Source organism: Brevundimonas sp. 'scallop', from assembly GCF_011045535.1.
Lineage (GTDB): Bacteria > Pseudomonadota > Alphaproteobacteria > Caulobacterales > Caulobacteraceae > Brevundimonas > Brevundimonas vesicularis.
Genome location: NZ_CP039382.1, coordinates 2,200,157 through 2,226,695 on the forward strand (window position 1 = coordinate 2,200,157; position 26,539 = coordinate 2,226,695).

General features: G+C 64.9%; 24 protein-coding genes. 9 read left to right on the forward strand and 15 right to left on the reverse strand.

The window, feature by feature from the left end:
• Positions 1–25: 25 nt before the first annotated feature.
• From E4341_RS11035 to E4341_RS11055, 5 genes are all read right to left on the reverse strand, one after another.
• Positions 26–1,096, reverse strand: a complete 1,071-nt coding sequence (locus tag E4341_RS11035) for a LacI family DNA-binding transcriptional regulator (protein WP_205751279.1) — start codon at positions 1,094–1,096, stop codon at positions 26–28.
• A 356-nt stretch (positions 1,097–1,452) separates the two neighbouring features.
• A complete protein-coding gene (gene mmsB / locus E4341_RS11040; protein ID WP_240893531.1) occupies positions 1,453–2,355 on the reverse strand; it encodes a 3-hydroxyisobutyrate dehydrogenase in 903 nt (300 codons plus the stop codon).
• Positions 2,356–2,383: 28 nt separating this feature from the next.
• Positions 2,384–3,433 carry an enoyl-CoA hydratase/isomerase family protein gene (locus tag E4341_RS11045; protein ID WP_165117269.1) on the reverse strand — a complete coding sequence of 350 codons (1,050 nt, stop codon included), beginning with the start codon at positions 3,431–3,433 and terminating at the stop codon, positions 2,384–2,386.
• On the reverse strand, positions 3,430–4,566 hold the full coding sequence (locus E4341_RS11050; RefSeq protein WP_165117271.1) for an isobutyryl-CoA dehydrogenase: 1,137 nt from the start codon (positions 4,564–4,566) through the stop codon (positions 3,430–3,432). Before E4341_RS11050 ends, E4341_RS11045 begins: the two co-directional genes overlap by 4 nt.
• Positions 4,567–4,573: 7 nt before the next feature.
• Positions 4,574–6,076: a CoA-acylating methylmalonate-semialdehyde dehydrogenase gene (locus E4341_RS11055; RefSeq protein ID WP_165117273.1), complete on the reverse strand. Its 1,503-nt coding sequence runs from the start codon at positions 6,074–6,076 to the stop codon at positions 4,574–4,576.
• Positions 6,077–6,187: 111 nt separating this feature from the next.
• Between E4341_RS11055 and E4341_RS11060 the strand changes: the two genes are divergently transcribed.
• Both E4341_RS11060 and E4341_RS11065 read left to right on the forward strand, forming a co-directional pair.
• Positions 6,188–7,069 (forward strand): LysR family transcriptional regulator, encoded by an 882-nt coding sequence (locus E4341_RS11060; protein ID WP_240893532.1) that lies wholly within the window; start codon positions 6,188–6,190, stop codon positions 7,067–7,069.
• Positions 7,070–7,179: 110 nt separating this feature from the next.
• Positions 7,180–7,521, forward strand: coding sequence for a TonB family protein (locus tag E4341_RS11065; protein WP_165117275.1), 342 nt, complete (start codon positions 7,180–7,182; stop codon positions 7,519–7,521).
• Between the two features lie 123 nt (positions 7,522–7,644).
• Here E4341_RS11065 and E4341_RS11070 read toward each other — a convergent pair whose 3' ends face one another.
• From E4341_RS11070 to E4341_RS11085, 4 genes are all read right to left on the reverse strand, one after another.
• Complete coding sequence (locus E4341_RS11070; RefSeq protein WP_165117277.1) at positions 7,645–8,952, reverse strand: sorbosone dehydrogenase family protein; 1,308 nt, start codon at positions 8,950–8,952, stop codon at positions 7,645–7,647.
• Positions 8,949–9,374: a DUF2231 domain-containing protein gene (locus tag E4341_RS11075; RefSeq protein ID WP_091746054.1), complete on the reverse strand. Its 426-nt coding sequence runs from the start codon at positions 9,372–9,374 to the stop codon at positions 8,949–8,951. The genes E4341_RS11070 and E4341_RS11075 overlap by 4 nt, the downstream gene beginning before the upstream one ends.
• 183 nt (positions 9,375–9,557) lie before the next feature.
• Positions 9,558–10,865 (reverse strand): pectate lyase, encoded by a 1,308-nt coding sequence (pelA, locus tag E4341_RS11080; RefSeq protein WP_165117279.1) that lies wholly within the window; start codon positions 10,863–10,865, stop codon positions 9,558–9,560.
• A 29-nt stretch (positions 10,866–10,894) separates the two neighbouring features.
• Positions 10,895–12,292 carry a glycoside hydrolase family 28 protein gene (locus tag E4341_RS11085; protein WP_165117281.1) on the reverse strand — a complete coding sequence of 466 codons (1,398 nt, stop codon included), beginning with the start codon at positions 12,290–12,292 and terminating at the stop codon, positions 10,895–10,897.
• A gap of 168 nt (positions 12,293–12,460) precedes the next feature.
• Between E4341_RS11085 and E4341_RS11090 the strand changes: the two genes are divergently transcribed.
• Positions 12,461–14,713: a glycoside hydrolase family 88 protein gene (locus E4341_RS11090; RefSeq protein WP_165117283.1), complete on the forward strand. Its 2,253-nt coding sequence runs from the start codon at positions 12,461–12,463 to the stop codon at positions 14,711–14,713.
• A 110-nt stretch (positions 14,714–14,823) separates the two neighbouring features.
• On the opposite strand, the gene E4341_RS11095 is transcribed toward E4341_RS11090, so the two are convergent.
• The 3 genes from E4341_RS11095 to E4341_RS11105 all read right to left on the reverse strand — a co-directional run bounded on the left by E4341_RS11095 (position 14,824) and on the right by E4341_RS11105 (position 19,239).
• Positions 14,824–17,685: a TonB-dependent receptor gene (locus tag E4341_RS11095; protein ID WP_165117285.1), complete on the reverse strand. Its 2,862-nt coding sequence runs from the start codon at positions 17,683–17,685 to the stop codon at positions 14,824–14,826.
• 794 nt (positions 17,686–18,479) lie between these two features.
• The gene (locus E4341_RS11100) at positions 18,480–18,905 is read right to left on the reverse strand and encodes a DUF305 domain-containing protein (protein WP_165117287.1); all 426 of its coding nucleotides are present in this window, start codon (positions 18,903–18,905) and stop codon (positions 18,480–18,482) included.
• Between the two features lie 58 nt (positions 18,906–18,963).
• On the reverse strand, positions 18,964–19,239 hold the full coding sequence (locus tag E4341_RS11105; protein WP_165117289.1) for a metal-sensitive transcriptional regulator: 276 nt from the start codon (positions 19,237–19,239) through the stop codon (positions 18,964–18,966).
• 103 nt (positions 19,240–19,342) lie between these two features.
• Between E4341_RS11105 and E4341_RS11110 the strand changes: the two genes are divergently transcribed.
• From E4341_RS11110 to E4341_RS11135, 6 genes are all read left to right on the forward strand, one after another.
• Positions 19,343–21,697, forward strand: coding sequence for a heavy metal translocating P-type ATPase (locus E4341_RS11110; protein ID WP_165117291.1), 2,355 nt, complete (start codon positions 19,343–19,345; stop codon positions 21,695–21,697).
• A 147-nt stretch (positions 21,698–21,844) separates the two neighbouring features.
• Positions 21,845–22,339: a DUF305 domain-containing protein gene (locus E4341_RS11115; protein WP_230974793.1), complete on the forward strand. Its 495-nt coding sequence runs from the start codon at positions 21,845–21,847 to the stop codon at positions 22,337–22,339.
• A 117-nt stretch (positions 22,340–22,456) separates the two neighbouring features.
• On the forward strand, positions 22,457–22,819 hold the full coding sequence (copC, locus tag E4341_RS11120; RefSeq protein WP_165117293.1) for a copper homeostasis periplasmic binding protein CopC: 363 nt from the start codon (positions 22,457–22,459) through the stop codon (positions 22,817–22,819).
• 4 nt (positions 22,820–22,823) lie between these two features.
• Complete coding sequence (gene copD, locus E4341_RS11125) at positions 22,824–23,738, forward strand: copper homeostasis membrane protein CopD (RefSeq protein WP_165117295.1); 915 nt, start codon at positions 22,824–22,826, stop codon at positions 23,736–23,738.
• Positions 23,739–23,800: 62 nt separating this feature from the next.
• Positions 23,801–24,133 carry a hypothetical protein gene (locus tag E4341_RS11130; protein ID WP_165117297.1) on the forward strand — a complete coding sequence of 111 codons (333 nt, stop codon included), beginning with the start codon at positions 23,801–23,803 and terminating at the stop codon, positions 24,131–24,133.
• A gap of 48 nt (positions 24,134–24,181) precedes the next feature.
• Positions 24,182–24,328, forward strand: a complete 147-nt coding sequence (locus E4341_RS11135; protein WP_164952583.1) for a hypothetical protein — start codon at positions 24,182–24,184, stop codon at positions 24,326–24,328.
• Between the two features lie 100 nt (positions 24,329–24,428).
• On the opposite strand, the gene E4341_RS11140 is transcribed toward E4341_RS11135, so the two are convergent.
• Genes E4341_RS11140 through E4341_RS11150 form a run of 3 tightly spaced genes read right to left on the reverse strand, consistent with a single transcriptional unit; the run spans position 24,429 to position 26,534 of the window.
• On the reverse strand, positions 24,429–24,920 hold the full coding sequence (locus E4341_RS11140; protein WP_165117299.1) for a nuclear transport factor 2 family protein: 492 nt from the start codon (positions 24,918–24,920) through the stop codon (positions 24,429–24,431).
• Positions 24,921–24,969: 49 nt separating this feature from the next.
• The gene (locus tag E4341_RS11145; protein ID WP_084375403.1) at positions 24,970–25,446 is read right to left on the reverse strand and encodes a DUF411 domain-containing protein; all 477 of its coding nucleotides are present in this window, start codon (positions 25,444–25,446) and stop codon (positions 24,970–24,972) included.
• Positions 25,443–26,534 (reverse strand): acyltransferase, encoded by a 1,092-nt coding sequence (locus tag E4341_RS11150; RefSeq protein ID WP_240893533.1) that lies wholly within the window; start codon positions 26,532–26,534, stop codon positions 25,443–25,445. The genes E4341_RS11145 and E4341_RS11150 overlap by 4 nt, the downstream gene beginning before the upstream one ends.
• Positions 26,535–26,539: the final 5 nt, after the last annotated feature.

Consider the following 26,539-nt stretch of genomic DNA (forward strand, 5'->3'; position numbering starts at 1 on the left):
ATCGGTTGTCAGCGACATGGCTGGCCTACCCTTTGTTGAACCTGGCGGACGAGGCCGCCGCGGTGGACTGGCGTTCGACCAGGATCGGCCGAACGATTTCGCAAGCGGTGTCCGTGGCGTCGGCGTTCGCGCCGGCCTGGACCAGGCCAATCAGGCGTTCGACGCCCCTTCGGCCGATTTCCGCGATGTTGACGCCCATGGTGGTCAGCGCGGGCCGCATCAGGGCGGCGATGGGCACATCGTCGAAGCCGACGACGGCGATGTCTTCGGGGCAGCGCACGCCCGCCTCCTGGAAGGCCAGAAGCGCGCCCACGGCCATCATGTCATTGGCGGCGAAGACGGCGTCGGGCCGTTCCGTCATGGCCAGAAGCTGAGTCGCGGCGCGGTGGCCCGAGGCCTGAGAGAAGTCGCCCTCGACGATGATCGGGTCATGACCATCCAGCGCCGCCGTATAGCCGGCCGCGCGCGTGTCCGCCTCGATGTTGCCGGCGGCGCCGCGAATGTGAGCGATGCGTTTGCGGCCAGTGGACCGGAGATGCTGGACCGCGCCGACGGCACCGCCGTGGTTGTCGATCATGATGGACGCCCGGCCCGGCTCGGCCGCGCCGCCGTTCATCAGAAGGACCGGCATCCGACCGGCGAACTCTGACGACAGGTTTGCGGCGCCCAGATGAGGCGACAGCACGATCATGCCGTCCACGCGCCCGCGCATCGAACGCACGGCAGCCAGGGTGTCTTCCGCGCCGTCATGCGAACTGGACACGATCAGATGCTTGCCGTGAGCGCGGGCAGCGAGGTCCATGCCCCGGATCAGCTCGGAGAAGAACTCGCCGAACAGGTCGGGCAGGATGACGCCGATCGTATCGTTCTTGCTGGTCGATAGGCTGCGGGCGCCGAAGTGAGGGACGTAGCGAAGATCCTCGACCGCATCGAGCACGCGCTGGCGCGTCGCATCCGAGGTCACGCCCAAGCCGTTCAACACACGAGAGACAGAAGCCACCGACACATTGGCGCGTTCGGCCACGTCGCGCATGGTGGCGGCCTTGGCGAAGGGCTGGCCCTCCTGCCGTGCAGACGCAGCGCTAGGCGCGGCCATGTCCAATCGAATTCTCCCTGCTCCCTATCGTCCCGGCCCCTTTTCGAAGATCCGTCGATAAGCGATGTAAGCGGTTACATGACACAGGAGCAATGTCCGCCGCAAGCGCCGCTAAGCCACATTTCAGGCGATTTTCAATCTCCGGCAGAGAAGGCGCACGGCGTAATGATAGCTAAACCGCTGCTTTGAGTACGCTCTTCACAGACGCCCTCCGACGAACGGAATAAGGCGAACGCGGCAGGCGCGCGCCTTGGTCGCACCAGCCGTCAGCGATCTTAGTCGAGGCCGCAGCCTTTTACGACAAGGCCCGTGCCGCCGAAGCTGCACGGGCCGCAATCACAATGCGAAAGACGCATCTATGCCGGGTTAAGCTCATCCAGCTTGCCGCGCAGCATCTGCAGCATGGCGGAGAAATCGCGGCCGCCGTGCCCAATACCGTCGAACAGGGCGTAGAGCGCCTCGGCCTGTGCGCCCAACGGCGTCGAGGCGCCGGATTTCGCCGCGGCGTCTTGAGCCAACTTCAGGTCCTTCAACATCATGGCCGTGGCGAACCCGCCCTGATAGTCACGGTTCGACGGCGCAGTCGGCACCGGACCAGGCCAGGGATAGTAGCTGGTCACGCTCCAGCACTGACCCGAGGACTTGGACGCGATCTCGAAGAACCGTTCGGGGTCCAGCCCCAGTTTTTCGGCCAAGGCGACGGCCTCGCAGGTGCCCAGCATGGATATGCCGAGCAGCATGTTGTTGCAGATCTTGGCCGCCTGCCCCGCGCCATGATCGCCGGCGCGGATGGTAATGCGGCTCATGGGTTCCAGCGCCGCCTCGACGCGGGCGAAGTCGCCATCGTCGCAGCCGACCATGAAGGCCAGCGTGCCCGCATCCGCCGCCGCGGTGCCGCCTGACACGGGCGCGTCGGCAAAGGCGTAGCCAGCCGATTTGGCAAGACCGGCGACCTTGCGCGCGGTTTCAACATCGATGGTCGAACAGTCAAGCAGCAGGGCGGTCGACGGCGCAGCGCCGATGATCTGTTCGGAATAGACCTTCAGCACGTGCGGCCCGGCCGGCAGCATGGTGATGACCACCTCGGCGTTCTTGACCGCCTCGGCGACCGATCCGGCCGCGACGCAACCGGCCGCCACCGCCCGTTCCAGCGCCTGCGCCGACAGATCGAAGGCGGCGACCGCATGGCCCGCCTTAGCCTGGTTCGCGGCCATGCCGCCGCCCATATTACCCAGGCCGATGAAGGCGATCTTGGTCATGGTGTCTCTCCCTTTGTCGGCGCCGTGATCAGGCCAGCGGCGTCCATTTTTCATTGTCCGGCAGCGGCGCGAACAACGCATCCAGCGTCTTGTCGGTAACGCCCGACAGGTCCGCCGGGGACCATTTCGGCGCATTGTCCTTGTCCACGATCACGGCCCGCACGCCTTCCTGGAAGTCGTGGGTGCGCACCACGCGGCCGCCCAGGGCGTATTCCATCGCCATATTGTCGGCGAAGCTGTTCAGCGTTGCGCCCGTGCGGATCTGGCGCAGCGAGACCTTCAGCGACTGCGGCGACTTGGTCTTCAGGGTTTCCAGCTGCTTCAGCGCCCAGTCCGAGTCGTCCGCCTCAAGCGCCTGGAAAATTTCCTCAACCGTGTCGAAGGCGAACAGCCGGTCGATGGCCTCGCGGTGGGCCCACAGCGGTGCAGGCCCCGCGTCCCCGGCGTGGCGCGCCACGACCCACGACGGATCGGCGGCCTCGCCCATCAAATCGGCCTTCAGCGCCTCGACGCGATCTGCGGGCACGAAGTGCGTGTGGATGCCAAGGGCCACAGTATCCGCCGCTTTCAGCCGCGCGCCTGTCAGCGCCAGCCAGACGCCGGTCTGGCCCGGCAGGCGCGACAGGAACCAGCCGCCGCCCACGTCGGGGAACAGGCCAATCCCGGTCTCAGGCATGGCGTAGGTGGTGCGCTCGGTCGCCACACGAATGTCGGCCGGCTCGGAAATGCCGACCCCGCCGCCCATGACGATGCCGTCCACGATAGCGATGATCGGCTTTGGATAGTCGAACATCAGGTGGTTCAACCGGTACTCGGCCAGGAAGAAGACCTTGGCCTCCGACGCATCGCCCGCACCGCTTTCGGCGATCATGCGGATGTCGCCACCCGCGCAAAATCCCCGCTCGCCGGCATGGTCGATCAGCACAGACTGGACAGCCGCGTCGCCGCGCCAGGCCAGCAGCGCCTCCGTCATCGCCTCGCACATCGCCCGGTTCAGCGCATGGATCGCCTTGGGTCGGTTCAGGGTGATGCGACCGACGCCGTTTTCGATCCGGGTGACGACCTCGGCCTCGCTCACTTGGTCATCTCCCGCGCGATGATCACCCGCATGATCTCGTTGGTGCCTTCCAGGATGCGGTGAACCCGCAGGTCGCGCACGATCCGTTCCAGCGGATAGTCCTTCAGATAGCCATAGCCGCCGTGCAGTTGCAGGGCCTCGTCGGCGATCTGGAAACAGGCGTCCGTAGCCAGGCGCTTGGCCATTGCGCACCACTTCGTCCTTTCCGGATGGTCGGTGTCGATGGCCCAGGCGCCGCGCAGCACCATCAGCCGCGCCGCCTCCAGGTCCGTGGCCATGTCGGCCAGCCGGAACTGCAGCGCCTGGAACTCGCCGATCGGGCGGCCGAACTGTTTGCGGGTGGCGACGTAGTCCTGCGCCGTCTCCAGCGCCAGTCGCGCCCCGCCCAGCGAACAGGCGGCGATATTCAGGCGCCCGCCGTCCAGACCGGCCATGGCGTAGCGGAAGCCCGCCCCCTCTTCGCCCAGCAGATTGGTGACCGGCACGCGACAGTCGTCGAACTGGACGATGGCGGTCGGCTGGGCGTTCCAGCCCATCTTCTTTTCCTGCGCGCCGAACGATAGGCCGGGCGTGCCGGCCTCGACCACGACGGCGCTGACGCCCTTCGGACCCTCGCCGCCCGTGCGGACCATGACGACATAGACGTCGGACGTGCCTGCGCCGGAAATGAAGGCCTTGGAGCCGTTCAGCACATAGTGGTCGCCGTCCCGCACCGCCGTCGTCCGCAGCGCCGCCGCATCAGACCCCGATCCCGGCTCCGTCAGGCAATAGGAGGCGATCTTCTCCATGCCGACCAGATCCGGCACGAACCGGGCGCGCAGATCGTCCGACCCGAACCGGTCGATCATCCAGGTCGCCATATTGTGGATCGAGATGAAGGCCGCCGTCGCCACGTCGCCTCGCGACAGCTCTTCGAAAATCACCGCCGCCTCGACCCGCCCCAGGGCCATGCCGCCGTGCTCCTCGCCGGTGTAGATGCCGCAAAAGCCCATTTCGGCCGCCTGTTTCATCACCTCGACGGGGAAATGCTTGTCCTCATCCCAGCGCGCCGAATGGGGCGCCAGTTCTGCCTCGGCGAAGGCGCGGGCGGCGTCCTGAATGGCGCGCTGATCGTCGTTGAGAGCGAAATCCATGACGGCCTCAGCGCATCGTTGGAATGACGAACGAGCTGTCCGAATGCTCCAGCGCCGAGTCCGGCCAGCGGGCCGTCACGGTCTTGGTCTTGGTCCAGAAGCGGACGCCCTCCATGCCGTGCTGGTTGATGTCGCCAAAGGCCGAACGCTTCCAGCCGCCAAAGGTATGATAGGCGACCGGAACCGGGATCGGCACATTGATCCCGACCATGCCGACGTTGACGCGGGCGGCGAAGTCGCGCGCCGCGCGGCCGTTCTGGGTGAAGATGGCGACGCCGTTGCCGTACTGATGGTTCGACGGCAGGGCCAGCGCATCCTCGAACGTCTCGGCGCGCACGATCTGCAGGACGGGGCCGAAGATTTCCTCCTGATAGGACGACATCTCGGGCTTCACATGGTCGAACAGCGACGGGCCGATGAAGTAGCCCTTCTCGTGCCCTTGCAGGCTGAAGTCGCGGCCATCGACGACCAGTTCGGCGCCTTCCTGCACGCCCTTTTCGATCCAGCCCGCGACACGCTCGCGATGCTGAGCCGTGACGACGGGGCCATAGTGGGCGCCCGCATCGGTCGAGACACCGACCCTCATCGAGGGGATTTCGGCAACCATCCGCTCGCGCAGTTCGTCGGCAGTCTTCTTGCCGACCGGCACCACGACCGGCAGCGCCATGCAGCGTTCTCCCGCCGAGCCATAGGCCGCGCCGGACAGATCCTTGATCACCTGATCCATGTCGGCGTCGGGCAGGACGATGCCGTGGTTTTTGGCCCCGCCCATGGCCTGCACGCGCTTATGGTTGGCGGCGCCGGTCTGATAGACATAGTGGGCGATGTCGGACGAGCCGACGAAGCTGACGGCATGAACCAGCGGATGGGTCAGGATGGCGTCCACCGCCGTCTTGTCGCCATGCACCACGTTCAGCACGCCATTCGGCGCCCCGGCTTCCAGCATCAGTTCGGCCAGACGCACCGGCACCGACGGATCGCGCTCGGACGGCTTCAGCACGAAGGTATTGCCCACCGCGATGGCCACGCCGAACATCCACATCGGGATCATGGCCGGGAAGTTGAACGGGGTGATGCCCGCCACCACGCCCAGCGGCTGACGCATCGAATAGACGTCGATGCCGGGGCCGGCGCCTTGAGTGTATTCGCCCTTCAGCGCGTGCGGGATGCCGCAGGCGAACTCGATCACTTCCAGGCCGCGCTGGATGTCGCCCTTGGAATCGGCGATGACCTTGCCGTGCTCGCTGGACAGCAGCTCGGCCAGTTCGTCCATCCGCGCCTCGACCAGGCGTTTGAAGTCGAACATCACGCGGGCGCGGCGCTGGGGATTGGTCGAAGCCCAACCGTCAAAGGCGTTCTGCGCCGCCTGGACCGCACGATCGACCTCACCTGTCGTCGCCAGTTGCACGCGAGCCTGTACATCCCCGGTATTGGGATTGAACACGTCGCTGAAGCGTCCGGACGCGCCGTCGAAAGCCGCACCGTCGATGAAGTGGCGAATGTCGCGCATGGCCTGGGTGTCCCTGTTGGTTCTTTTGTTGCGGCTATGGCTATCACCCCTGCGCGTGGGTCGATAATGCAAAGTTGCAGGCAACATTCTGCGTTTTTGCAAGACGGCTAGATGGCCATGTACGATTGGGACGATCTGCGCATCTTCATCGCCGCGGCGCGCGCCGGCTCGCTGGGCGGCGCGGCGCAGCGGTTGGGCGTCGATGCCGCCACGGTCGGGCGTCGGGTCGCCCGGCTGGAAAGCGCGCTGAAATCCACCCTGGTCGTCCGCTCGACCAACGGGCTTCAGCTGACCGCCGCCGGCGCCCAACTTCTCGATATCGGTCTGGAGGCCGAAAGCGCGATGGAGGCCGCCGGCCGCGTGACCCAGCCCGACGCGCCCGCCGGCGTCGTGCGCGTCAGTGCGTCAGAGGGGTTTGGCGTCACGCTGATGGCCCCCGCCCTGCCCGCGTTGCGTCTGGCCCATCCGGGTCTAAGGATCGAACTGGCGGCCACTTCCGGCTTCTTGTCGCCGACGCGCCGAGAGGTCGACATGGCGATCACCTTGGCGGCGCCGCACGCCGCACGCCTGATCGTCGAGCCGCTGACGCCATATCAGCTGGCCCTCTACGCCTCGCCCGATCACCTGCACCGCAACGGCGTTCCGAACACCGTCGACGACCTGAGCCGCTTCGACATCGTCGGCTATATCGACGATCTGATCTATGCGCCCGAGTTGCGCTATCTGGACGAGGTCCAGCCGGGCCTCGCGCCCCACGTCGCCTCGTCTTCGATCCGGGCGCAGCGTGAGATCATCGTCGCCGGGGGCGGCGTCGGCGTCCTGCCGTGCTTCCTGGCCGAGGGTCTGGTGCGCGTGCTGCCGTCGATCCTGATCGAACGTCGCTTCTGGCTAGCCACCCACCGCGATGTCCACGACACCGCGCGTCTGCGCACCGTGCGTTCGTGGCTGAAGACCCTGTGCCAGGAACAACAGTCCAGCTTGAGGCCATTCTGACGTCAGCAGAGAAATCGAAGTGTGGTGCGCCGCACACACCCGCGCGTTTTTGAAAGTTCGGGGAACGGAGATCTCGTTCAAATCTTAATAGAAGACGAACGAGGCCTGCCATGACACTGACCTTCAGCCTGACATTGATGACGGCCCTGCTGGGCGCCCCGACTGGACCGCTGCTAAGGGACGCGGCCTTGTACACTGCGCCTCAACCCGCCATCGAACGCGCCGTCGCGCCCAGGGCTGAGAGCACCGACCGCTTCAGCGTGCGGCTACGTTGCACCGCCTTGGCGTCGGGCCACGTCACCGATTGCGTCGTACTGGAAGAAAGCCGTCCGGGCATGGGCTTTGGCGAAGCCGCCCTGGCCCTGATGAACGGCGCCGAGGTCACGCCGATCATGGATCGCGGCCACCCTGTCGACGCCCCCTTCGAACGCACCATCGACTTCACGCCGTAGGTCACAGCTCAGCCCCATATGAAAGGTCCCCGGTTGCTCGCAGCCGGGGATTTTTCTTATTCGGCTATGTGTCGAGGACAATAGCGACTTCCCTCGCCCTTGCCGGGCGAGGGAGAAGCCGGCTTATCGCGCAGGCGCGATGCGCCACACCGTGTTCGACAGGTCGTCGGCGACGAACAGCACACGCCTGTTCCCATCGAACGCGACGCCGACAGGACGCCCGCGCGCCTTGCCGTCTTTCAGGAAGCCTGTGGCGAAGTCCACGGGCTGACCCGCAGGACGACCGGCGTTGAAGGGCACCCAGACGACCTTGTATCCGGACGGGTCCTGACGGTTCCAACTGCCGTGCATGCCGATGAAGGCGCCGTTGGCGAACGACCCGCCAAAGCCGCCATTGCGGGCGAAATCCAGGCCCAGGGCGGCGACGTGCGATCCTAGGGCGTAGTCCGGCCGGATGGCCTTGGCGACCATCTCGGGGTTCTGCGGCATCACGCGCGGATCGCGGTTCTGGCCCCAATAGCTGTAAGGCCAGCCGTAGAAGGCCCCGTCACGTACCTGGGTCAGATAGTCCGGGACCAGTTGCGGCCCCAGTTCGTCGCGCTCATTGACGACCGACCACAACAGATTGGTGGTCGGCTCGATGGCCAGGGCCGTTGGATTGCGAATGCCGGTCGCGATGGTGCGCCGCGCGCCGGTCGCCCGGTCGATCTCCCAAACCGTGGCGCGCTCTTCTTCGACCGCCATGCCGCGCTCGCCGATATTCGAGTTCGAGCCGGTGCCGACATACAGCTTCGATCCGTCCGCGCTGGCGGTCAGGGACTTGGTCCAGTGGTGGTTGATGCGCGAGGGCAGTTCCGTCACCCGCTCGGCAGGCGTCGCGATGCCGGTCTGGCCCGGCTGGAAGGCGAAGCGGACCAGCGCCCCCTGTTCGGCGACATAGAGATAGCCGTCGACATAGGCCAAGCCGTAGGGCGCATCGAGGTTGTCCACCAGAACGGTCCGCAGTTCGGGCGTGCCGTCGTTGTTCGCGTCGCGCACCAAGGTGATGCGGTTGCCGCCTTTGATCTTGGTGTTGCCCTGCTTCTTGATGACGCCGGCGATCACATCCTTGGGCCGCATGGCGGGCGCATGGCCACCGCGCCCCTCGGCGATCAAGACGTCGCCGTTAGGCAGGACCAGCATCTGACGCGGAATCTTGAGATCTGTGGCGAAGGCGCTGATCGTAAAGCCTTGCGGCACCGTCGGCATCTCGCCGTTCCAGCCTGCCGGCGGGCTAATCTTCATCGGCGGCACCAGCGTCTCGTTGACCTTGGGCAGGTCGGGCGTCGCGCCGGTCTGGTTCAGTTTCGGATCGCTGGCGTTGCCGCACGATGCGACCGTCAGGGCCATGGCCAGGGTAGCGGCGCTGGCGGCGAGCAGATTCTTGTTCATCGGACGCTCTCCCGCGCGGCATAGGCGGTCCAGCCGGCGACCAGGACCAGGATTGTGCAGAGGATCGACAGGATCAGACCGAAGGCTCCGACAGAGCTCCAGGCGTCTTGGCTGTGTTTGAAGGCGTTCACCAGCCCCAGCACCCAGGCCAGCGCAAGCGCGACCAGATGCACCGTCGCCCGCCGTGACCGCCCGTGGCGCAGGCCGACGACGAAATCAAAGATCGAAAACAGGCCAGCGACACCGCCGAACACCAACGCTCCGGTGATCAGCCAGGCCGAGAAGTTGGTCCATTGGACCTCGGCCGTCTTCAGATAGGCGATGTCGGTGAACAGGGCGAAGGTGAACAGCGCGATCGGAAACGCCAGCAATAGCCAATGCAGCGGTCGAACGACCGCATCCTTTAGTCCATGGGTGCTCATGCCAGCCCTCTCCGTAAAGTCTGGCTTGGCTAACCATCTGAACGGCAAATGGTTCACCTGCTTTCGCCGCGCTGACCCAATAGCGCCGGAGCCAGGGGCGCGTTCACGCCGTTAGTGGCTCACAAACCAATGTCGCAGACGCGCCGCCAGACCGCGTCGACAATACCGATCAGCGTCCCGGATTCACCCGGCCCGATTGGACCAATCGGCGTAGAGGTCCAGCGCCTTCTGCGGCGATGAAATCCACCAAGAATAGCCGTTGCGCCTTCCGACGGAGATTTCATTCACATCGTCGTGGATGGTCTGATCCTTGTCGCCGAAGATGGGACGTCCAGTAACCAGATCGTAATTGCGAGACCAGATCGGACCCGCACCGGCCTTGTCGATCAGCTTGCGTCCGTCGTCGGTCATTTCGAATGACTTGTCATAGACACGCACCGCCTGAAGCCATTCGGCGGCGCCGCCAACGGCGGCCCTGATCTCCGGCGACGGGTTCTCCTCGCCCATCAGGAAGATCAGGATATCGGTTGTTTCGCCGCTTGCGATGGATCGCGGCTCGTAGTTCCGAGCGCTGGTTGGAACCAGTCGCATGGGCTCGACCTGCTGCGGCCAGCCCAGCAGTCGATCCCCCTGACGCACCTGTGCCGCGAGGATCACGTCGATCGCCTTTCGAGTCGCCTCGGCCGCCCGTGTCTCCAGTTCAGCCGGCACGAAGTCGAAGCCCTCAGCGCCATGGGCGACATCACGAAGCAGCATGGCCGCGTTCGCCACCGCATTGTCATTGAAGGTGATGGAGTCGTGGAAGCCGCCTTCGAGCGGCCAGATCTGAGGCCAGCCGCCATTTGGATATTGCGCGTTCAGAAGATACCGCACGCCTCGGATGACGCTGGCGCGCCAGGCGTCGCCGTCGCGTCCGGGCGCGTGGGCGGCGACCTTGGCCAGGAAACGCATTTCCGACCACGTCGCCTCGTTGTCCAACGTGCCGACGAAGGTCCAGAAGCGATCCGCCGGCGCATCGAAGTTCGCCGGGTTCTGCTCCATGGTTTCGGCATCGTTGGAGAACCGCTGACCCGGCAGGCGCGCAATGCTGCGATCCTGATTTTTGCTCCATCCGCCGGCGGGCGTCTGGAAACTGACGATCGCATCCGCGACGGCCCGGGCGTCGGCCGTGGCGTACCAGTCGGCAGGCCGATCCAGCGGCATGTTGTAGTGGGCGGGTCCGACGGCCTTGGGCGGCGGCGGCGGAGCAACTCCGGCGGGAAGCTCGGCCGCGAGCGCAGCGCGGTCGGCCAGATGCTGGGCCTGGGAGCGTGCCAGATACTCGGCCCACGGACCGCGCTCCGCATCGGGCAAGGCGCCGATCCTGTCGCTGGTCAGGCCCACCGCCGGCGTGTTCAGCCGCAGGACTTCTGCCTGGGCGGCGCCGGAGACGCCCCCCACAAGCGCGACCGCGCCAAATGCCAGCATCGAACAGGCGGAAAGGATTTTCATCGCGCTAACTCCCACAACTTTTTGGTTTTTCATGCTTGTCTGGATCGAAGGCCTGTGACGCCGGACGACTCGGTCACCTTGGGGCCTTGGCCGTCCAGGGTGTCGATGTTGCAGTCGCGGAAGCGCCAGTTCTCGGCATTGGCGATGGCGCCCGCATCCTGCACATCCCAGTCCAACCGTTCGAAAATGAAGTCTTTCAGCGGCGCTTCGGGATAGGCGGCGGCGGCGAATCCGACTTTGCCGCCGACGGCCTTGATGTTCGACAGGCGAACATTGTGGATACGGGGAGTGCCCTGTTCGCGCGGCACGGGCGTGGCGAGCGCGCGCCAGTAATCCGGCACGTCCGCGATGCCGTCCGGGATCTGGGCGTAGCTGTAGTTTGGGTACCAGTTCAGGTTCACCTGCATCAATGTGCGCACGTCCTGCAGATGGATGTCGCGCAGGCGGATGTTGGAGATCACGCCGCCGCGTGTGTGGCCTGATTTGAAGAAGATCCCCAGCGGCACCGGATACTCGATCCTCAGCCCAGAGACTTCGATGTCGTCAAATCCGCCAGATGTCTCCGATCCGAAGGTCATCCCGGCGAGGGCGTCACGGACGATGCAGTCGCGAATCTTCACCTGACGGCACGCCCGGGCTACCCGCAGCCCGTCCCAGTCGCGTCCGGCCTTGATGCAGATCGCGTCGTCGTTGACCGACAGGTCGCATCTCTCGACCAACACCCGCTCCGATGAGTCGATGTCGATGCCGTCCGTCGAAGGGCCGCGTCCGCCGATGTTATTCCTGATGATCAGGTCGGCGACCTTCACGTCCCGCGAGTAGCAGACGTGGACGGTCCAGAAGCCCGATCGCGCCAGATTCAGACCGGAAACCTCGACCTGCTGTGAATCGTAAACGTGGACCAACCGCGGACGGCGGCAGTCGTAGTCAGCCGCCCATCGCAGGTCGCGCGGATCATAATCGCGGCGCAGCGCCCAATAGGCGTCCCAGAAAACCTTGCCGTCACCATCGACCAGACCCTCGCCCGTGATCTTGGCGTTCTGTTGCTGATAGACATTCAGCAAGCCGGCGGGCCAGTCCATCTCAACGCCCGCAACACGCGTGCGAACCATCGGATAAGCGGCCAGATCCTGAACGCCGCGCAGGGTGGCGCCGCGTTCGATCGACAGGGTCACCCCCGACTTCACGAATAGCGAACCTGACAGATACAGACCGGGCTTCACGACCACGACCCCGCCGCCCTGCCCTGCCGCTGCGTCGATGGCGGCCTGGATAGGACGCGTGTTGATGGTGACCCCGTCGCCCACCGCGCCATAGTCGGACGCGTCGAAGGTGCGCGAACGGCTCGACTGTGCAAACGCCGGCGTCGCTTGCGTCAAGGCGCTGACGACACCCAGTTGCAGAAGCGTGCGGCGATTGGCGCGCATCTAGATTTCCCACATTCTGTTCTTTCGTCTCACAATAGTGGACGATATAAGGCTGACAAGAGATACCGACAGCTGATCGTCAGAAATTGACACCGGTTACGTTGCGGCTCGCTGTTCAAGTGGGCCACCAACCATCATGCGCCGCCAGGAGCAGCGCCGGAGGAAAGCATGGCCCTGCCAACCCGACCCTGCCTTGGCCTGATTGCAGTCCTGATGAGCTCGGCCGCCATGTCCGGCCCCGTTCTAGCGCAAACGGTCGCAGCCTTGCCGCCGGGCGTCGAGGCTGAATGGCTGGCTCAACGCGATCGCCCCGCCCTTTACACTGACTTGGCAGGCGTGCCGTCACGCGAGAGCACGATGGCGGCAGTCGAATATGTCGCCTCCTCGCAAATCGCAGCCATGGCCGCCGAACCGCTCGCCCTATCGACGGGCAGCAACCTGACGCAGATGTCGTCGAACTGGGTCGCAGCCACCTTTTACGTCGGCGCTTCGCGGCTTGCGCGCGTCTCGGACGACAGGAGAACGCTGCGCTTTCTGAGCGCCGTGGCCGATCACTACAACTACAGTGTACGGGGCGCGCGCTCGGGCAAGACGATGCTGAACGCCGACGATATCGCGATCGGCGATCTCTACGAAGAACTCTACGCGCGTCGTGGACAGGAGGGCGGGCTGATGCCGCTGCGTCAGCGGCTGGACTGGCAGGTCCCCTATCTGGCCAGGGCGGAAGACACAACCGCGCTGGTGTGGTGGTGGGCCGACGCCCTCTATATGGCGCCCCCGGTCTTCGCCCGGATGACCGCGATCACGGGCGATCCGAAATATCTGAACGCCGCAGACAAGGAATGGCGACGCACAGCGGCGCGGCTGTGGGTGGAGGAAGAAAAACTCTTTCTGCGCGACGAACGGTTCAAGGACGAGAACCATCGTGACGCCGACGGCGACCGCATCTACTGGTCGCGGGCCAATGGCTGGGTCATGGGAGGTTTGGTGCGATGGCTGGAGTCCGTGCCTGCCGATTTCGCCGGGCGCGGCCTCTATGTCGACCTCTTCCAGAAGATGGCCGGCAGGATCGCAGGTCTCCAGCAAGAGGACGGACTGTGGCGCGCCAGCTTGCTGGATCCCGAAGCCTATCCCGAGGCTGAAACCTCAGGCTCGGTCTTCTATGTCTACGCCTTGGCCTGGGGGATCAATCACGGCCTTCTGGATCGCGACACCTACCTGCCGTATGTGTTGAAGGGTTGGGCCGGCCTGAACCGCCATGTCCTTGCGAACGGCCTGGTGGGCGCGGCGCAGAAGACCGGCGATCAGCCCGTGTCAACCGACCCTGAAGACGTCGGCCTCTATGCTTCAGGAACCTATATTCTGGCCGGGCTGGAAGTCGCGTCGCTGAATGACCCAGTTCGCTTTCTGCCATTGGCGGAACCCACGCGCGACACGGCCGAAGTGATCGCTGCGACCACGCCCGTCCCGCCCGCCCCCGTGACGGTCGTCGGCGCCGAAGAAATCCGCCGTCGAGACGCCGAGATGCGTGCGACCTCGGCGCTCTCCTACGATCCATCCGCTCTGAATCGACCCTCGACCATCGAACCGCTGGAGCCGCCCCCCGAAGATCAGCGGCGACCGCGCGCCGTCGCCCGCTTCGCGCCGGATCGCCTGGATGATCTGCTATGGGAAAACGATCGCGTCGCTCATCGCATTTACGGTCCCACGCTTGAAGCGCGCGAGGCGCCCTCCGGCTCGGGCATCGATGTGTGGGCCAAACGTGTCCGCTATCCCTTCATGGACCGTCAGCTGAAGTTCCCGAATTATCACGTCGATCGCGGTGAAGGCCTGGATTATTACGACGTGGGACGCGGCAGAGGCGCCGGAGGTCTGGGCATCTGGTACGACAACAAGCTCTGGACGAGTCGCAACTTCTCCACCTACCAGATCGAGAAAACCGGCGGCGACGAGGCGCGGTTCAGCGTGACCTACCGCCCTTGGCCGGTCGACGTCGTACGCACGGTTTCAGAAACGCGTGAGTTCAGCCTTCCGTTAGGGTCCAACTTCACGCGCATGACTTCAACTCTAACCTCGAATTCCGACGCACCGCTGATCGTCGCGATCGGCATTTCGAAACGCAGCAACGACAACGGACGGGGTTTCGTCACGCGCGACGCCGCACACGGGCGTCTGATGTTCTGGGAGCCTGAGAACCCCGAGCATGGCTCGCTTGGCATCGCCTTGGCGGTTGATCCTGCAACGGTCGAAGGCTTTACCGAAGACGCCGACAACTATCTGATCCTGGTGCGGGTCACGCCGGGTCAGCCGTTCACCTACTACATGGGATCGGCGTGGGATCGCGGCCTGGACTTCGCCACGCGCAGCGCCTGGGAAGATTTCGTCGCAAACCAAAGTTTCGACTTCCGCCGAGGCAACTAGGTCGCAAGCAAAAATCTTCTCGTCGCGTCGCGCCAGTTCGGCCAACGTCAAAAGAAAGGCGGCGCCGGTTATACCGACGCCGCGTATCTTATTTCGCCGATCTGTTGGGATCAGAAGCGATATCGGGCGCCGATGTAAATCTGGCGGCCAGTGTGGTGATACACATAGGTGCTGTCACGCGGCAGGCCGATGTCGCCGTGGTTCTGACGGTTGGCTTCGTCGGTCAGATTCAGCCCCTCGACCGAAACACTGAGGTTATCGGTGAGGTTATACGATGCAGAAGCGTCGATCGTCGTGGTTTCGGTCTTGCCCTGATAGGGGATCAGACCCGTGGCGCCGTTCGAACCCGGCACGCTCTGGAAATAGGTGTCGCGATAGGCCGCCGACACACGGGCATTGAACTTGCCGTCGTCATAATACAGCGTCGCGTTCCAGGCGTTTGGCGACAGGTTGACCAGATCCGCCGTCACGAAGGCCGCGCAGGTTGCGGTGACGCAATACTGAATCTCGGATTCAACGTGCGTGTAGTTCAGCTGCGTACCGATATTCGACAGCAGGCTGGGCAGGAAGGAGAACGTCTGCTGATAGCTGATCTCGAAGCCTTTCAGCGGGCCGCCCGGCGTGTTTGTGGGCGTGCTGAACTGATAGATGTCGCCGGCAGGACGACCGCCCGCCGGGAAGGCCACAGGGTTCAAGGCCGTCAGTTGGCTGTACGACAGCGGTTCGGTGGTCGTCTGCACATAGGTCGAGATGTCCTTGTAGAAGTAGGCGAAGGACAGCAGAGCTTCAGGCGCGAAGTAATATTCAACCGACAGGTCGTAGGTCGTCGCCCGATAGGGTTCCAACTCGACATTGCCCAGCGACGCCGTATTCGTCGCCGCCCCGGCTGCACTCAGCGTGAAGACCGGAACCAAACTCGTGACAGGCGGTCGCGCCATGACCTTGGCGGCGCCCAAACGCACGATCAAATCCTTCATCGGCTCGATCGACACGTTCAGCGACGGTAGGGTGTCGTCGTATTCGTTCTCGCCCCGGACCGGCGTCGCAACACCACCGACGTTCGAATAACCCAAGGCGTCGACCTCGGTCTTGACCTGACGCACACCGACGTTGCCTCGGAAGGGCACACCCATGATTTCCGTGTCCCAGTCGGCCTGCACATAGGCGCCGGTGTCGGTCTCGGTCACGTCACGCCAGTTGCCATAGGTGGACGGATTGCCGTTCAGGCCGATCAGTCGGAAATCACCGCCTGCTACGCCCGTGTCGCAGTTGCAGTTGTAGTTCCAGACTGTTTGCAACGCAGCCAGATCCGGCCGAACCCAGCTGGTCGCAGCGCCCGACGGCAGATCGAGATTGCGACCGAACCCGCTCAGCAGATTGGTGACCGAAGCCATGCTCGTGCCCGCCGGCAGCGCTGGCGAACCGTTGGCGTTGTTTGGGCGCGCGAAGGCGCGGCTGCTCGACTCGTATTCCTTGCGGCTGACGCCCGCTTTCAGTGTGAGCCAATCGCTTACGTCGAAGGCGAAGTTGGCCTCACCCGTCGTATAGACGTTTTCCTGGAAGTTCGAACTGATGCGCAGCTCCGAGCGGGGCTGGGCGCCGGTCGGTCCGACAACACTCCACTGCGTGGGGTCGGCGACGTTGAAGCCCCAGTTGATCGCCGGCAGATTGCGGTTTTGACGGAAGTCGTAAGAATAGCCATCGACGTTCTGTCGATCGATGATGGCGCTGACCTGGACCGGGTTGGCGAAGCTGGATTCCGCGCGACCGATCAGGCCGTCGAACCGCAGCCGATCCGAAAACTCGTGCTCGACCCCAAAGGTCATCTGCTTGAATTCGGTTTCCAGCTCGTCAAACCGCTGCTCGCTGCGGATGTCCATGTCGTCGAGCTGGGCATAGATCATCTCGCCCGTGTCGGGATCGATCTCAAAGCTCATGATGTCGACTTGCGGCTTGCCGCCCTGATCGGCGCCACGGCTGAGCGACCAGGCTTGCAGGAAGTTTTCGCTGCGCGTCGAATCCAGCTTCGAGTAGAGCATGTCCATCGTGAACAGGGTCGGACCGTTGCCGGGCCGGGCTTGCACTGACAGCGTCGCGCCCAGACGTTCCTGGCTGTGCTCCAAGCTGCCATAGCGCGGGATGCGAGGGTGGTAGGTGCGCGCGGCGTTCGGCAGGACAGCGCCATTCTGGAAGCCGCCGTCGGCGCTGGCAGGTCCCCAGCGCACCGAGCTGAAACCCTCCTCCAGACTGTCGCGCTCGCTGTAGGCGATCGAGAAAAGAGCGCCGATCTGGTCATCCGCCCAGGTGTTCGAAATCAGACCGGCGAAGCGCGGGCTCCAGTCCTGCGACAGGTCGTTATAGCCATACTGGCCCGACAGCGCACCTTGGAAGCCGGTCTTATCGAACGGACGACTGGTGCGCAGATCGACGGTCGCCCCCAGCGACCCCTCTTCCGTCTCGGCTGAGGCGGTCTTGCGCACCGTGATATTGTTGAAGAGCTCTGAGGCGAAGACGTTGAAGTCGAAGCCACGACCGCGATTCACCCCGCCCGACGAGTCGGTGGCGCCGGTCGATGCCTGGGCCTCGATGCCGTTGATCCGCGTGCGGGTGAACTCCGAACTCAGACCGCGGACGGTGATCGACCGGCCCTCGCCCGCATCACGGTCGATCGAGACGCCGGGAATGCGCTGGATCGACTCGGCCAGATTGGTGTCGGGGAAATCCGCGATGTCCTCAGCTGAAATGGCGTCGACGACGCCAGCTTCGCGGCGTTTGATGTTCAAGGAGTTCTGAAGGCTGGCCCGGAAGCCCGTGACGACGATGTCATCGACTTCTGCAGCGTCACCCGTCTGAGGCGCAGCGACCTCGACCGTTTGAGCGGCAGCGTCATGCGCCATCATTGCGAGAGCTAGGGCTCCCAGCGACGCGGTGGCGACAAGGGCGTGGCGCGCAAATTTGTGGCGTTGGATCATTCTAGTTTCTCCTCCCAAGTGTTGCGCATCAAGGATCGAACGCCCTCGTTCACGCCTCCCGCTGCTGACGGGAGACACCGGTGTCAAAACGAGTCGGCCGTTTGACTGCTACCGGTGTCATTCATGTTTAGTCATATTCGACCGCGACTCGCAAGCAGGCGACGATCCTGATGGCGGATTTGTAATCTCGTTGAAGAGCGTGGGTTAAGCGGCAAAGTAGGTGCAACCTGCACGCTGGCGCATTGTGCGGTTTAGAAGAATACCTGCCACTTGAAAGAACCAACGGACGCCCTGCCCTATTCCCACTCGATTACACAAATTACCCCAAGCCGCTGATCGGCTTGGGGTTTTTTCTCGCTTATCAACCGGCGGACCGATTGAACAACCGACAGACGGGAAGTATTCTGAAAACATTCAGAAAATTCTAAGCAATAACATCTGCGTGAATTCGTCATCTTTTGCGGTCTATGGGACTCTCTGAGCACTGAGCTGCAATGCAACGAGTTCGGTTCGCCTTGCCACTGTGCACCATCACTTGGACGTACACTGTATCTCATCCGCACGGTCGTCGTCGAGCTTACCGGCTCGATCGTATGGCGATAGCGACAAGCGTCGTCGACGCGTGTCATGCCGCGCGCGACGACCGGGATGCAAACGCCGCACTGGCTTTGCGGCCGACGGCGTCCTGATTTTCGAGGACGGCGGGACTGGCCGATCGGTCTTTCGCCACGAGGACGACAGATGGCGGATTACGCACATCGTTGGTCGTCGGACGCGGTGCGCTGATCTCGCGATCAGGCGGCGGGAGCCGCCGACGCTCCCTTCTGGGCGAGCCAGGCGTCGATCAGGGTGATTTCGCGCTCCTGCGCCCTGATCACCTCCTGGGCCAGGTTCCGCGCTTGGGCGTCCTTGCCTTGCGCGAGCTCCACACGGGCCATCGAGACGGCGGCGACGTGGTGACCTCGCATCTGCTTCATGAAGTCGATGTCCGCGTCCCCGGTGAAGGCGGGCATCGCCTCCATCATCGTGTTCATCGAGGCCTTGTAGCCTTGGGTGGCGACGGAGTCGCGGGGCGCAGGCGCAGCCATGCCGCCCTCCATTCCGCCATGGGCGTCCGCCGCTGCGGGGGCCTCAGGCGCGGCTACGGCGGGCTCTTCGGCTTGCGGGGAACAGGCCGTAGCCAAGGCGCAGGCGGCGAGGACGAGGCTGATGCGCTTCATGACGGCTCCTTGGGATCCCGACGTTAGCGACCAGGAGGGCCCATTCGTTCCGCCAACTCTACCGTCCGGTCCGCGCCAAGAGCTCGATCAGCTCGCCGGCCTTTGCCTTGCGATCCTCGGGATCGTCGCCGGTCATAGCGCCCATGACGCAGTGGTCGAGGTGATCCCGTAGCACTTCGGTCTCCACGCGACGCAGCGCGGCTCGAACGGCCTGAAGTTGGTTCAGCAAGTCGACGCAATACCGGTCATCTTCAACCATGCGGGAGATTCCCCGCACCTGGCCTTCGATCCGGCTGAGCCTGTTGAGGACTTTGGGTTTCGTGTCGGTTTGCATGGGGCCTGTTCTCCTGAGCACCCCCCATATACCCCCTACGGGTATCTTGCGATATACCCCGCATGGGTATATGTTAGCCCTTCGGTCAGCCGGAGAGAGCGACATGTCCACGCATCCTCACAATCATGCCTCGGGTCACGCCTGCTGCGGGGCGAAGGCCTCGGATGGCGCGGCTACGGTCAAGGATCCCGTCTGCGGCATGTCGGTCGATCCGACGACTACCGCTCACCGAGCCAGTCATGGCGGTCAGGACTATTTCTTCTGCTCGGCGGGGTGCCGGACCAAATTCATCGGCGATCCGATGCGTTACCTGAACCCTCGCGTGGAGGCCGAGCCGGCCGTTCCCGGCGCCATCTACACCTGCCCGATGCACCCCGAGATCCGGCAGGAAGGCCCAGGCTCCTGCCCGATCTGCGGCATGGCGCTTGAGCCGGAGACGGTCACGGCGGAAGCCCCGCCCAACCACGAGCTGATCGACTTCACCAGACGCTTTTGGGTCGGTCTGGTCCTGACCCTGCCGGTCTTCGCCCTGGAAATGGGCGGACACCTGGCCAATCTCCACATGTTCGTCCCGGGCGAGATGTCGAACTGGATCCAGTTCGCTTTGGCGACCCCCGTGGTTCTCTGGTGCGGCTGGCCCTTCTTCGAGCGCGGCTGGACATCGCTGCGCACCCGGCGGCTGAATATGTTCACCCTGATCGCCATGGGGGTCGGCGTGGCATGGCTTTACAGCGTCGTGGCCGTCGTCGCGCCAACCCTGTTTCCGCCCGCCTTTCTGAAGGCCGACGGCAGTGCGCCGGTGTATTTCGAGGCGGCGGCGGTCATCACCGTGCTGGTCCTCGTCGGGCAGATTCTGGAACTGCGCGCCCGCGAACAGACGTCGGGCGCGATCCGCGCCCTGCTGGACCTCACGCCCAAGACCGCGCGCCGAATCCGGGCGGACGGCATCGATGAAGATGTCTCGCTTGACCAGATCGCCGTCAGCGACCGCCTGCGGGTAAGGCCCGGAGAGAAGATCCCGGTCGATGGCGAACTCCTGGAGGGTCGGGTCGCTGTCGACGAATCCATGGTGACCGGCGAGTCCATGCCGGTGACCAAGGATGTCGGCGACCGCGTCGTGGCCGGCGCGCTCAACAAGACCGGATCCTTCATCATGCGCGCCGACAAGGTGGGCGCCGACACCCTGCTGGCGCAGATCGTCCAGATGGTGGCCCAGGCCCAGCGCAGTCGCGCCCCGATCCAGCGGCTGGCCGATACGGTCTCCGGATGGTTCGTTCCCACGGTGATCGCGATCGCCCTGCTCGCCGCCGTCGTCTGGGGCCTGGTCGGTCCCGAGCCCCGTTTGTCCTACGCCCTGGTCGCCGCCGTTTCGGTGCTCATCATCGCCTGTCCCTGTGCGTTGGGTCTGGCGACGCCGATCTCGATCATGGTCGGGGTGGGACGTGGCGCCCACGCCGGCGTCCTGATCAAGAACGCCGAGGCGCTCGAACGCTTCGAGAAGGTCGACACTCTCGTTCTGGACAAGACCGGCACCCTGACGGAGGGCCGTCCGTCGGTGACGGCGATCCTGCCCGCCCTCGGCTTCGTGGAAACGGACATCCTGCGTCTTTCGGCCAGCCTCGAGCGGGGCAGCGAACATCCGTTGGCCGACGCAATCGTCCGGGCAGCCAAGGACCGGGACATCCCCCTTACCGAGGCCGCGGACTTCGACAGCCCGGTCGGTCGCGGCGTTCGCGGGACGATTGAGGGCCGCCAGGTCGCCCTGGGCAACACCCGTTTTCTCGGCGAGCTTTCAATCGACGTCTCCGCGCTGGAGCCGAAGGCGGAGGCCCTTCGCCATGACGGCGCCACCGCCATATTCGTGGCGATCGACGGAAAGGCGGCCGGGGTCATCGGCATCGCCGATCCCATCAAGGCCACCACGCCGGCTGCGATCCTCGCGCTGAAAGCGGCCGGTCTGCGGCTGGTGATGATGACCGGGGACAACCGGACGACGGCCGAAGCGGTCGCGCGGCGCCTCGGCATCGACGAAGTCCAGGCGGAGGTTTTGCCGCAGGATAAGGCGTCTGTGGTTCAACAGCTTCGTTCGCAGGGTCGGATCGTCGCCATGGCGGGGGATGGCGTCAACGATGCCCCTGCCCTCGCCGCAGCCGATGTCGGCGTCGCCATGGGGGCGGGTTCGGACGTCGCCATCGAAAGCGCCGGCGTCACCCTGCTGGGCGGAGATCTGCAAGGCATCGTGCGCGCACGGCGTCTGTCCCGCGCGGTGATGGGCAACATCCGCCAAAACCTCGTTTTCGCCTTCGGCTACAACGCCCTTGGCATCCCCGTGGCGGCTGGCCTGCTTTATCCCGTCTTCGGCTGGCTTCTCTCGCCTGCCCTTGCGGCGCTCGCAATGGCGCTCTCCTCGGTCAGCGTCATCGGCAATGCGCTGAGACTGCGCGCGGTGAGGCTTTAGCCAGGATAGGCAATCAACAGTCCGCCCACCCACCCAAGGGAGGAACCGGCTGTGACGGGCCGGATTGATTTAGACGCTGACCGCAGTCTCCAGGCATTCGCAGCGGCAGGCGAAGACGAACTGAAATTTCTGAAGAGGATACGGACGATGTCTCATCAACAGATGGACCACGGCGGGCAAGGCAACGCTCGTGGACTCGGCCCTTATCGGAGCCTGTACCTCGAGTTGGCGCTCGATTTCGTCATCATGTACCTGGTCATGTACACGATGATCGCCACGCTCGGTCACTTCTATCTCAACCTGAACAACGTCTACATGACCCTGATGATGGTCGCGCCGATGGCGGTCCTCATGCTCGTCTTCATGCGGTCCATGTACCCGTCGCGCAAAACGAACCTGGTCATTGGAGCGGTCGCCGTCGTGATCTTCGTCGGCAGCTTCGTCGGCATGCGCACCCAGGCGTTCGTTGGCGACGACGAATTCCTGCGATCGATGATCCCGCACCATTCCGGGGCTGTGTTGATGTGCGAGCAAGCCTCCCTGACCGATCCGGAGATCATCGCCCTGTGCGACGGCATCGTGCGTGGTCAACAGGAGGAGATCGCCCAGATGCAGGCGCTCCTCGAGAAGCGTCGCCGCTGACCCCGGCGTGCGGGGGAAGGCCTCAGCCGCCGCCCGCTTCCTCTTCATGAGGGACGCGGTCGTGTGGCGCGTAGAGAAGCAGAAGGCCGGGACCGGCCAAACGTCTGGAGACTGAGTATGCGTTACTTCAACCCCGCGCCCTTCATCGCCGTCGCGGCGGTCGTGGCCTTCGCCGCCGGACCGGCGGCGGCCCACGCTCGCCTGGTCAGCGCCACCCCGGCGCCCGACTCCACCGTGGCCGCGACCCGGACGCTGACCCTGACCTTCAGCGAACGCAGCGTTCCCGCCTTTTCCGGCTTCGACGTCGTCAATGCGGCGGGGGAGAAGATCGCGATCCGCACCTCGGTCGCCGAGGACGGCAGGACCCTCACGGGCGCGCTGGCTCGCCCGCTGGCCGCCGGCGCCTACCGTGTCGACTGGCGTATCGCGTCGAGCGACGGCCACCGCATGACGGGATCCTACACCTTCACGGTGCGCTGACGCCGTGCTGGAAGTCGCGGTCATCGCGCTTCGCTGGCTTCAATACGCCGGCGGCGTCGTCCTTCTCGGCGCGCCGCTGTTCCTTCTCTACAGCTTCAAAGACCCCGACGCGCCGAACCTGGAATGGTCGCGACCGACATTGCGCCTCGCGGCGATCATCGTCGCGCTCGGCTCGCTCGCCGCCCTGGTGGCCCAGACGGCCGTCATGGCGGGGTCGCTGAGCGAAGCCGTCAAACCCGCGTCCCTGTCCTTCATGGTCACCGGCACGGCCCTGGGCATGGCGATGGTCGTGCGGGCCGCCGCCGCCTTGCTTGGGCTTGTCGCCTTGGTCGCCCTGAAACCCGGTCGCGCGCTCTGGAGCGTGACGGCCGCCTTGGGTCTGATCGTGGCCGCCAGCTTCGCGTGGACGGGTCATGGCGCGGCCACCGAGGGCCCTGGCGGGCCCATACATCTCGTCGCCAACATCATTCACGCGGTGGCAGCGGCCTTGTGGCTGGGCGCCCTGGCGGCGTTGACGGCCCTGCTTCTGCGCCGAGCCGGTCCGGACGATCGTGCAATCCATCGCGCCCTGCATGGCTTCGCCGGTCTGGGAACGCTGGCGGTCCTGTTGCTGGTGCTGACCGGTCTCGTGAACAGCTGGTTCCTGATCGGTCCCGAGCGCGTGGCGTCGATCGCGGGCAACCTCTACGGCCAGCTTCTGGTCGCCAAGCTCGTCCTCTTCGGTTTGATGCTGGCGCTGGCGGCGAGCAACCGGTTCCGGCTGACGCCGACACTGGGCTCTGCGCTGGAGACGGGCCAACCCTCCCTCGCCGCCATGAGCGCGCTCCGGCGCAGCCTGTTGATCGAAACGGGTCTGGGACTCGCCCTGATTGGCGTCGTGGCGGTCATGGGAACCCTGCCGCCCCCGGCGTCTCTGTAGGCTCGATTGCGATGATCAAAATGAGATCGTCGCTCCGCCGACCGTTGAAGTATGATCAGACAATGCCGTTCCTGCGTCATGACCTCCTCCGACTGACGACCGCGCTGCTCGCGGCGTTTGCCGTGCTGTTCGTGTCCACCGCTTCGATCGCCTGCGAAGCTCCGGTCGATCAGGATATGGCGTCCATGTCGATGAGCGGCGACGGCGTCCCGTGCGAGCCGAAGACCGTCAGGATCTCGTGCCATAAGGCGTGTCTGGCCATCTGCCAGGGCCTTGTCCTCCAAGGCGGTGAATCCACCCCCGCACGGGTCTATGCGTCTGTCCTTTATCCATCCCTTGATGCGCGGCATGCCGATCTCACCGTGGAGGCGGACGACCCGCCCCCACGACGCTGATCCTGTTGAAGATGACCGGACTCATTCAATCAAACAGAGATCAAAACCATGAAACGCACTCTCACCCTCGCAGCCCTGGTGCTGCTGGCTTCCGGTTCAGCCGCCTTCGCGGCCGCGCCGGACGCCGTGGCGCAGGCCGTATGCGCTTGCTGCGACGCTATCGCAGCCTGCGCGGAAGCCTGCACCTGCTGCTGATCGTATTATCGGGAAGACGCCCGCCCGCGAGGGCGGGCGTCTTCCCGATGTTCCTCACCGACGTCGCAGGGCCGGCGACCCGCTGGCGCGGGCCTGAGCGTCAGCCGGGCGCGCGCGACGACCAGTGAATGTGGTGGATGCGCCAGCCGTCGGCATGGCGTTTGAGGACCATGGTTTCGGTCGTCAGGCGGTCTACGGCGCGGCCGTTGAATTGGCCCGTGGTGCGGCCTTCGCTGGTGATCCAGGCGATGTCCCCGTCGGCCCATCCCGATCTGCGCGTCACCGTCGCTTCAGAGGCGGCGGCGAAGGCGGCGTCCGAGCCCAGGTGATGGGACGCATACTCGTCGCGCGATCGCTCCGCGCCACCCTCCTCGAAGATCATCACATCCGGCGCCATAATTGCCAGGGCGACGTTCGTGTCGCCGGCCTTCAGGGCGACGTGAAAGGCGTCGACGGCCGCCGCCGCGTCCGCAGCTTCCGCGGCGACCGAGCCGGCGGCTTGGGCATGCCCGTGGGCGTGGTCCTGGGCGAAGGCGGGTGTCGCCGAAAGAACGGCGAGCGACAGGACGAGGGCGAGAGAGGTGCGGGACATGGCGAACTCCGGATTGTGGGTGATCTGAACGGGCTGAGCGCGATCTGCGTCAGGCCGGCGGGTTGTGGCGGGCGAACACGCGGGTCGCGCCCGAGCGAAGCACCAGCAGGGTGTCGTAGGGCTCCTTGCGCCCCTGCGGCGTCTCCATGCCGGGCGAACCGAGCGGCATGCCCGGGACCGCGACGCCCACCGCCGCCGGTCTCTCGGTCAGCAGTCGAATGACGTCCGGGGCCGGCACATGACCCTCGACCAGATAGCCATCGATCAGACCGGTATGACAGGAGGCGAGCGCGTCCGGCATGCCCCGGCTGCTCCGGACCGATTGAAGGCTTGGAAGGACGGTGATGGTGGTGGTGAAGCCCGCCTGGCGCATGTGCGCGATCCAGGCGTCGCAGCAGGCGCAGGTGGGCGTCTTGAAGACCGTGAGGTTTCTGGACGGACGGGTCTGGGCGCAGGCGGACCCGCCCATGCCGATGAAGACGGCCGCGCCCATGAGTAGACGACGGTTCAGATTGGCGGGATTCAAAAGGGTTCTCCCTGATCGCTGTGGACGGATCGCTGCGCCTCGACAGGGTCGGCGCGCTGCGGCGCCAGCCGCGCCCGCAACCACCGTCGGCCAGGCTGCTCGACGAAGACATGGATGGCGGCCGCGGCGGCGAGCGTCAACACAAGCATGGCGGCCAGTTCGACCAGGCCCATTCGATAGTCCGCACCCCAGCCGGAGAACGCCTGCGCCGCATTGCGCCACACCATCAGGATGGGGATGTGGACGAGATAGAGGGCGAACGACGCTTCGCCGGCGAACAGAAGGACGGGGTGAGACAGGAAGGTCCGGACCGGAGCCTTGGCCAACAGGGCGAGCGACAGGATGAAGGGACCGGCCGCCGCCACGATGACCCGGTCGTCGGCGCCGATCTGCATGAGCGTCAGCAGCAGGGTCGTGGCGACCAGGGCGCCCATGAGGGACATTCGCGGCGAAGGCGTCCAGCGCTGACCGAGATAGTAGAGGCCAATGCCGTAGAGGAATTCGGGAATGATGCGCAGGATCCCGAGGCTGTCCTCGGCGCGAGGCAGCATCCGGCCGAACCAGGCGCGGTAGAAGGCGTCCAAAGCGACGAAAAACAGCATGGCGAGTGCAATCAGGACCCACGGCCTGGCCCGCAGCCGGAGCGCGAGGGCGGCATAGGCGGGGAAGGCCAGATAGGCGAACCACTCCGCCGACAGCGACCAGGCCGGTCCGTTCCAGAGCGCCATGCTCTCGCGCGGGAACCACGCCTGTACGAGCAGAAGGGTGCCCGCGAAGTCGACGGGATTAAACCGGCCAGGCTCCAGCCCGACGCCGAACACCGGCGCGATCAGCACCAGCCCAAGCATGGCCAGGAGGATGAACAGGTGAGCCGGATAGATCCGGGCCAGGCGCGCCGCCAGGAATCGACCGTAGTTCGGGGCCCGGTCTCCCTGCAGGTAGACGTGGGTCAGGATGAAGCCCGACAGGATGAAGAAGACATCCACGCCCAGGCGCGCGCGGTTCAGCAAGCCCGCGCTCTCCGCCGGGAGCGTCCAGTAGAGCTGGAAGTGAAACAGCACGACGCCGAGGGCGAGAAAGAACCTCACGCCCG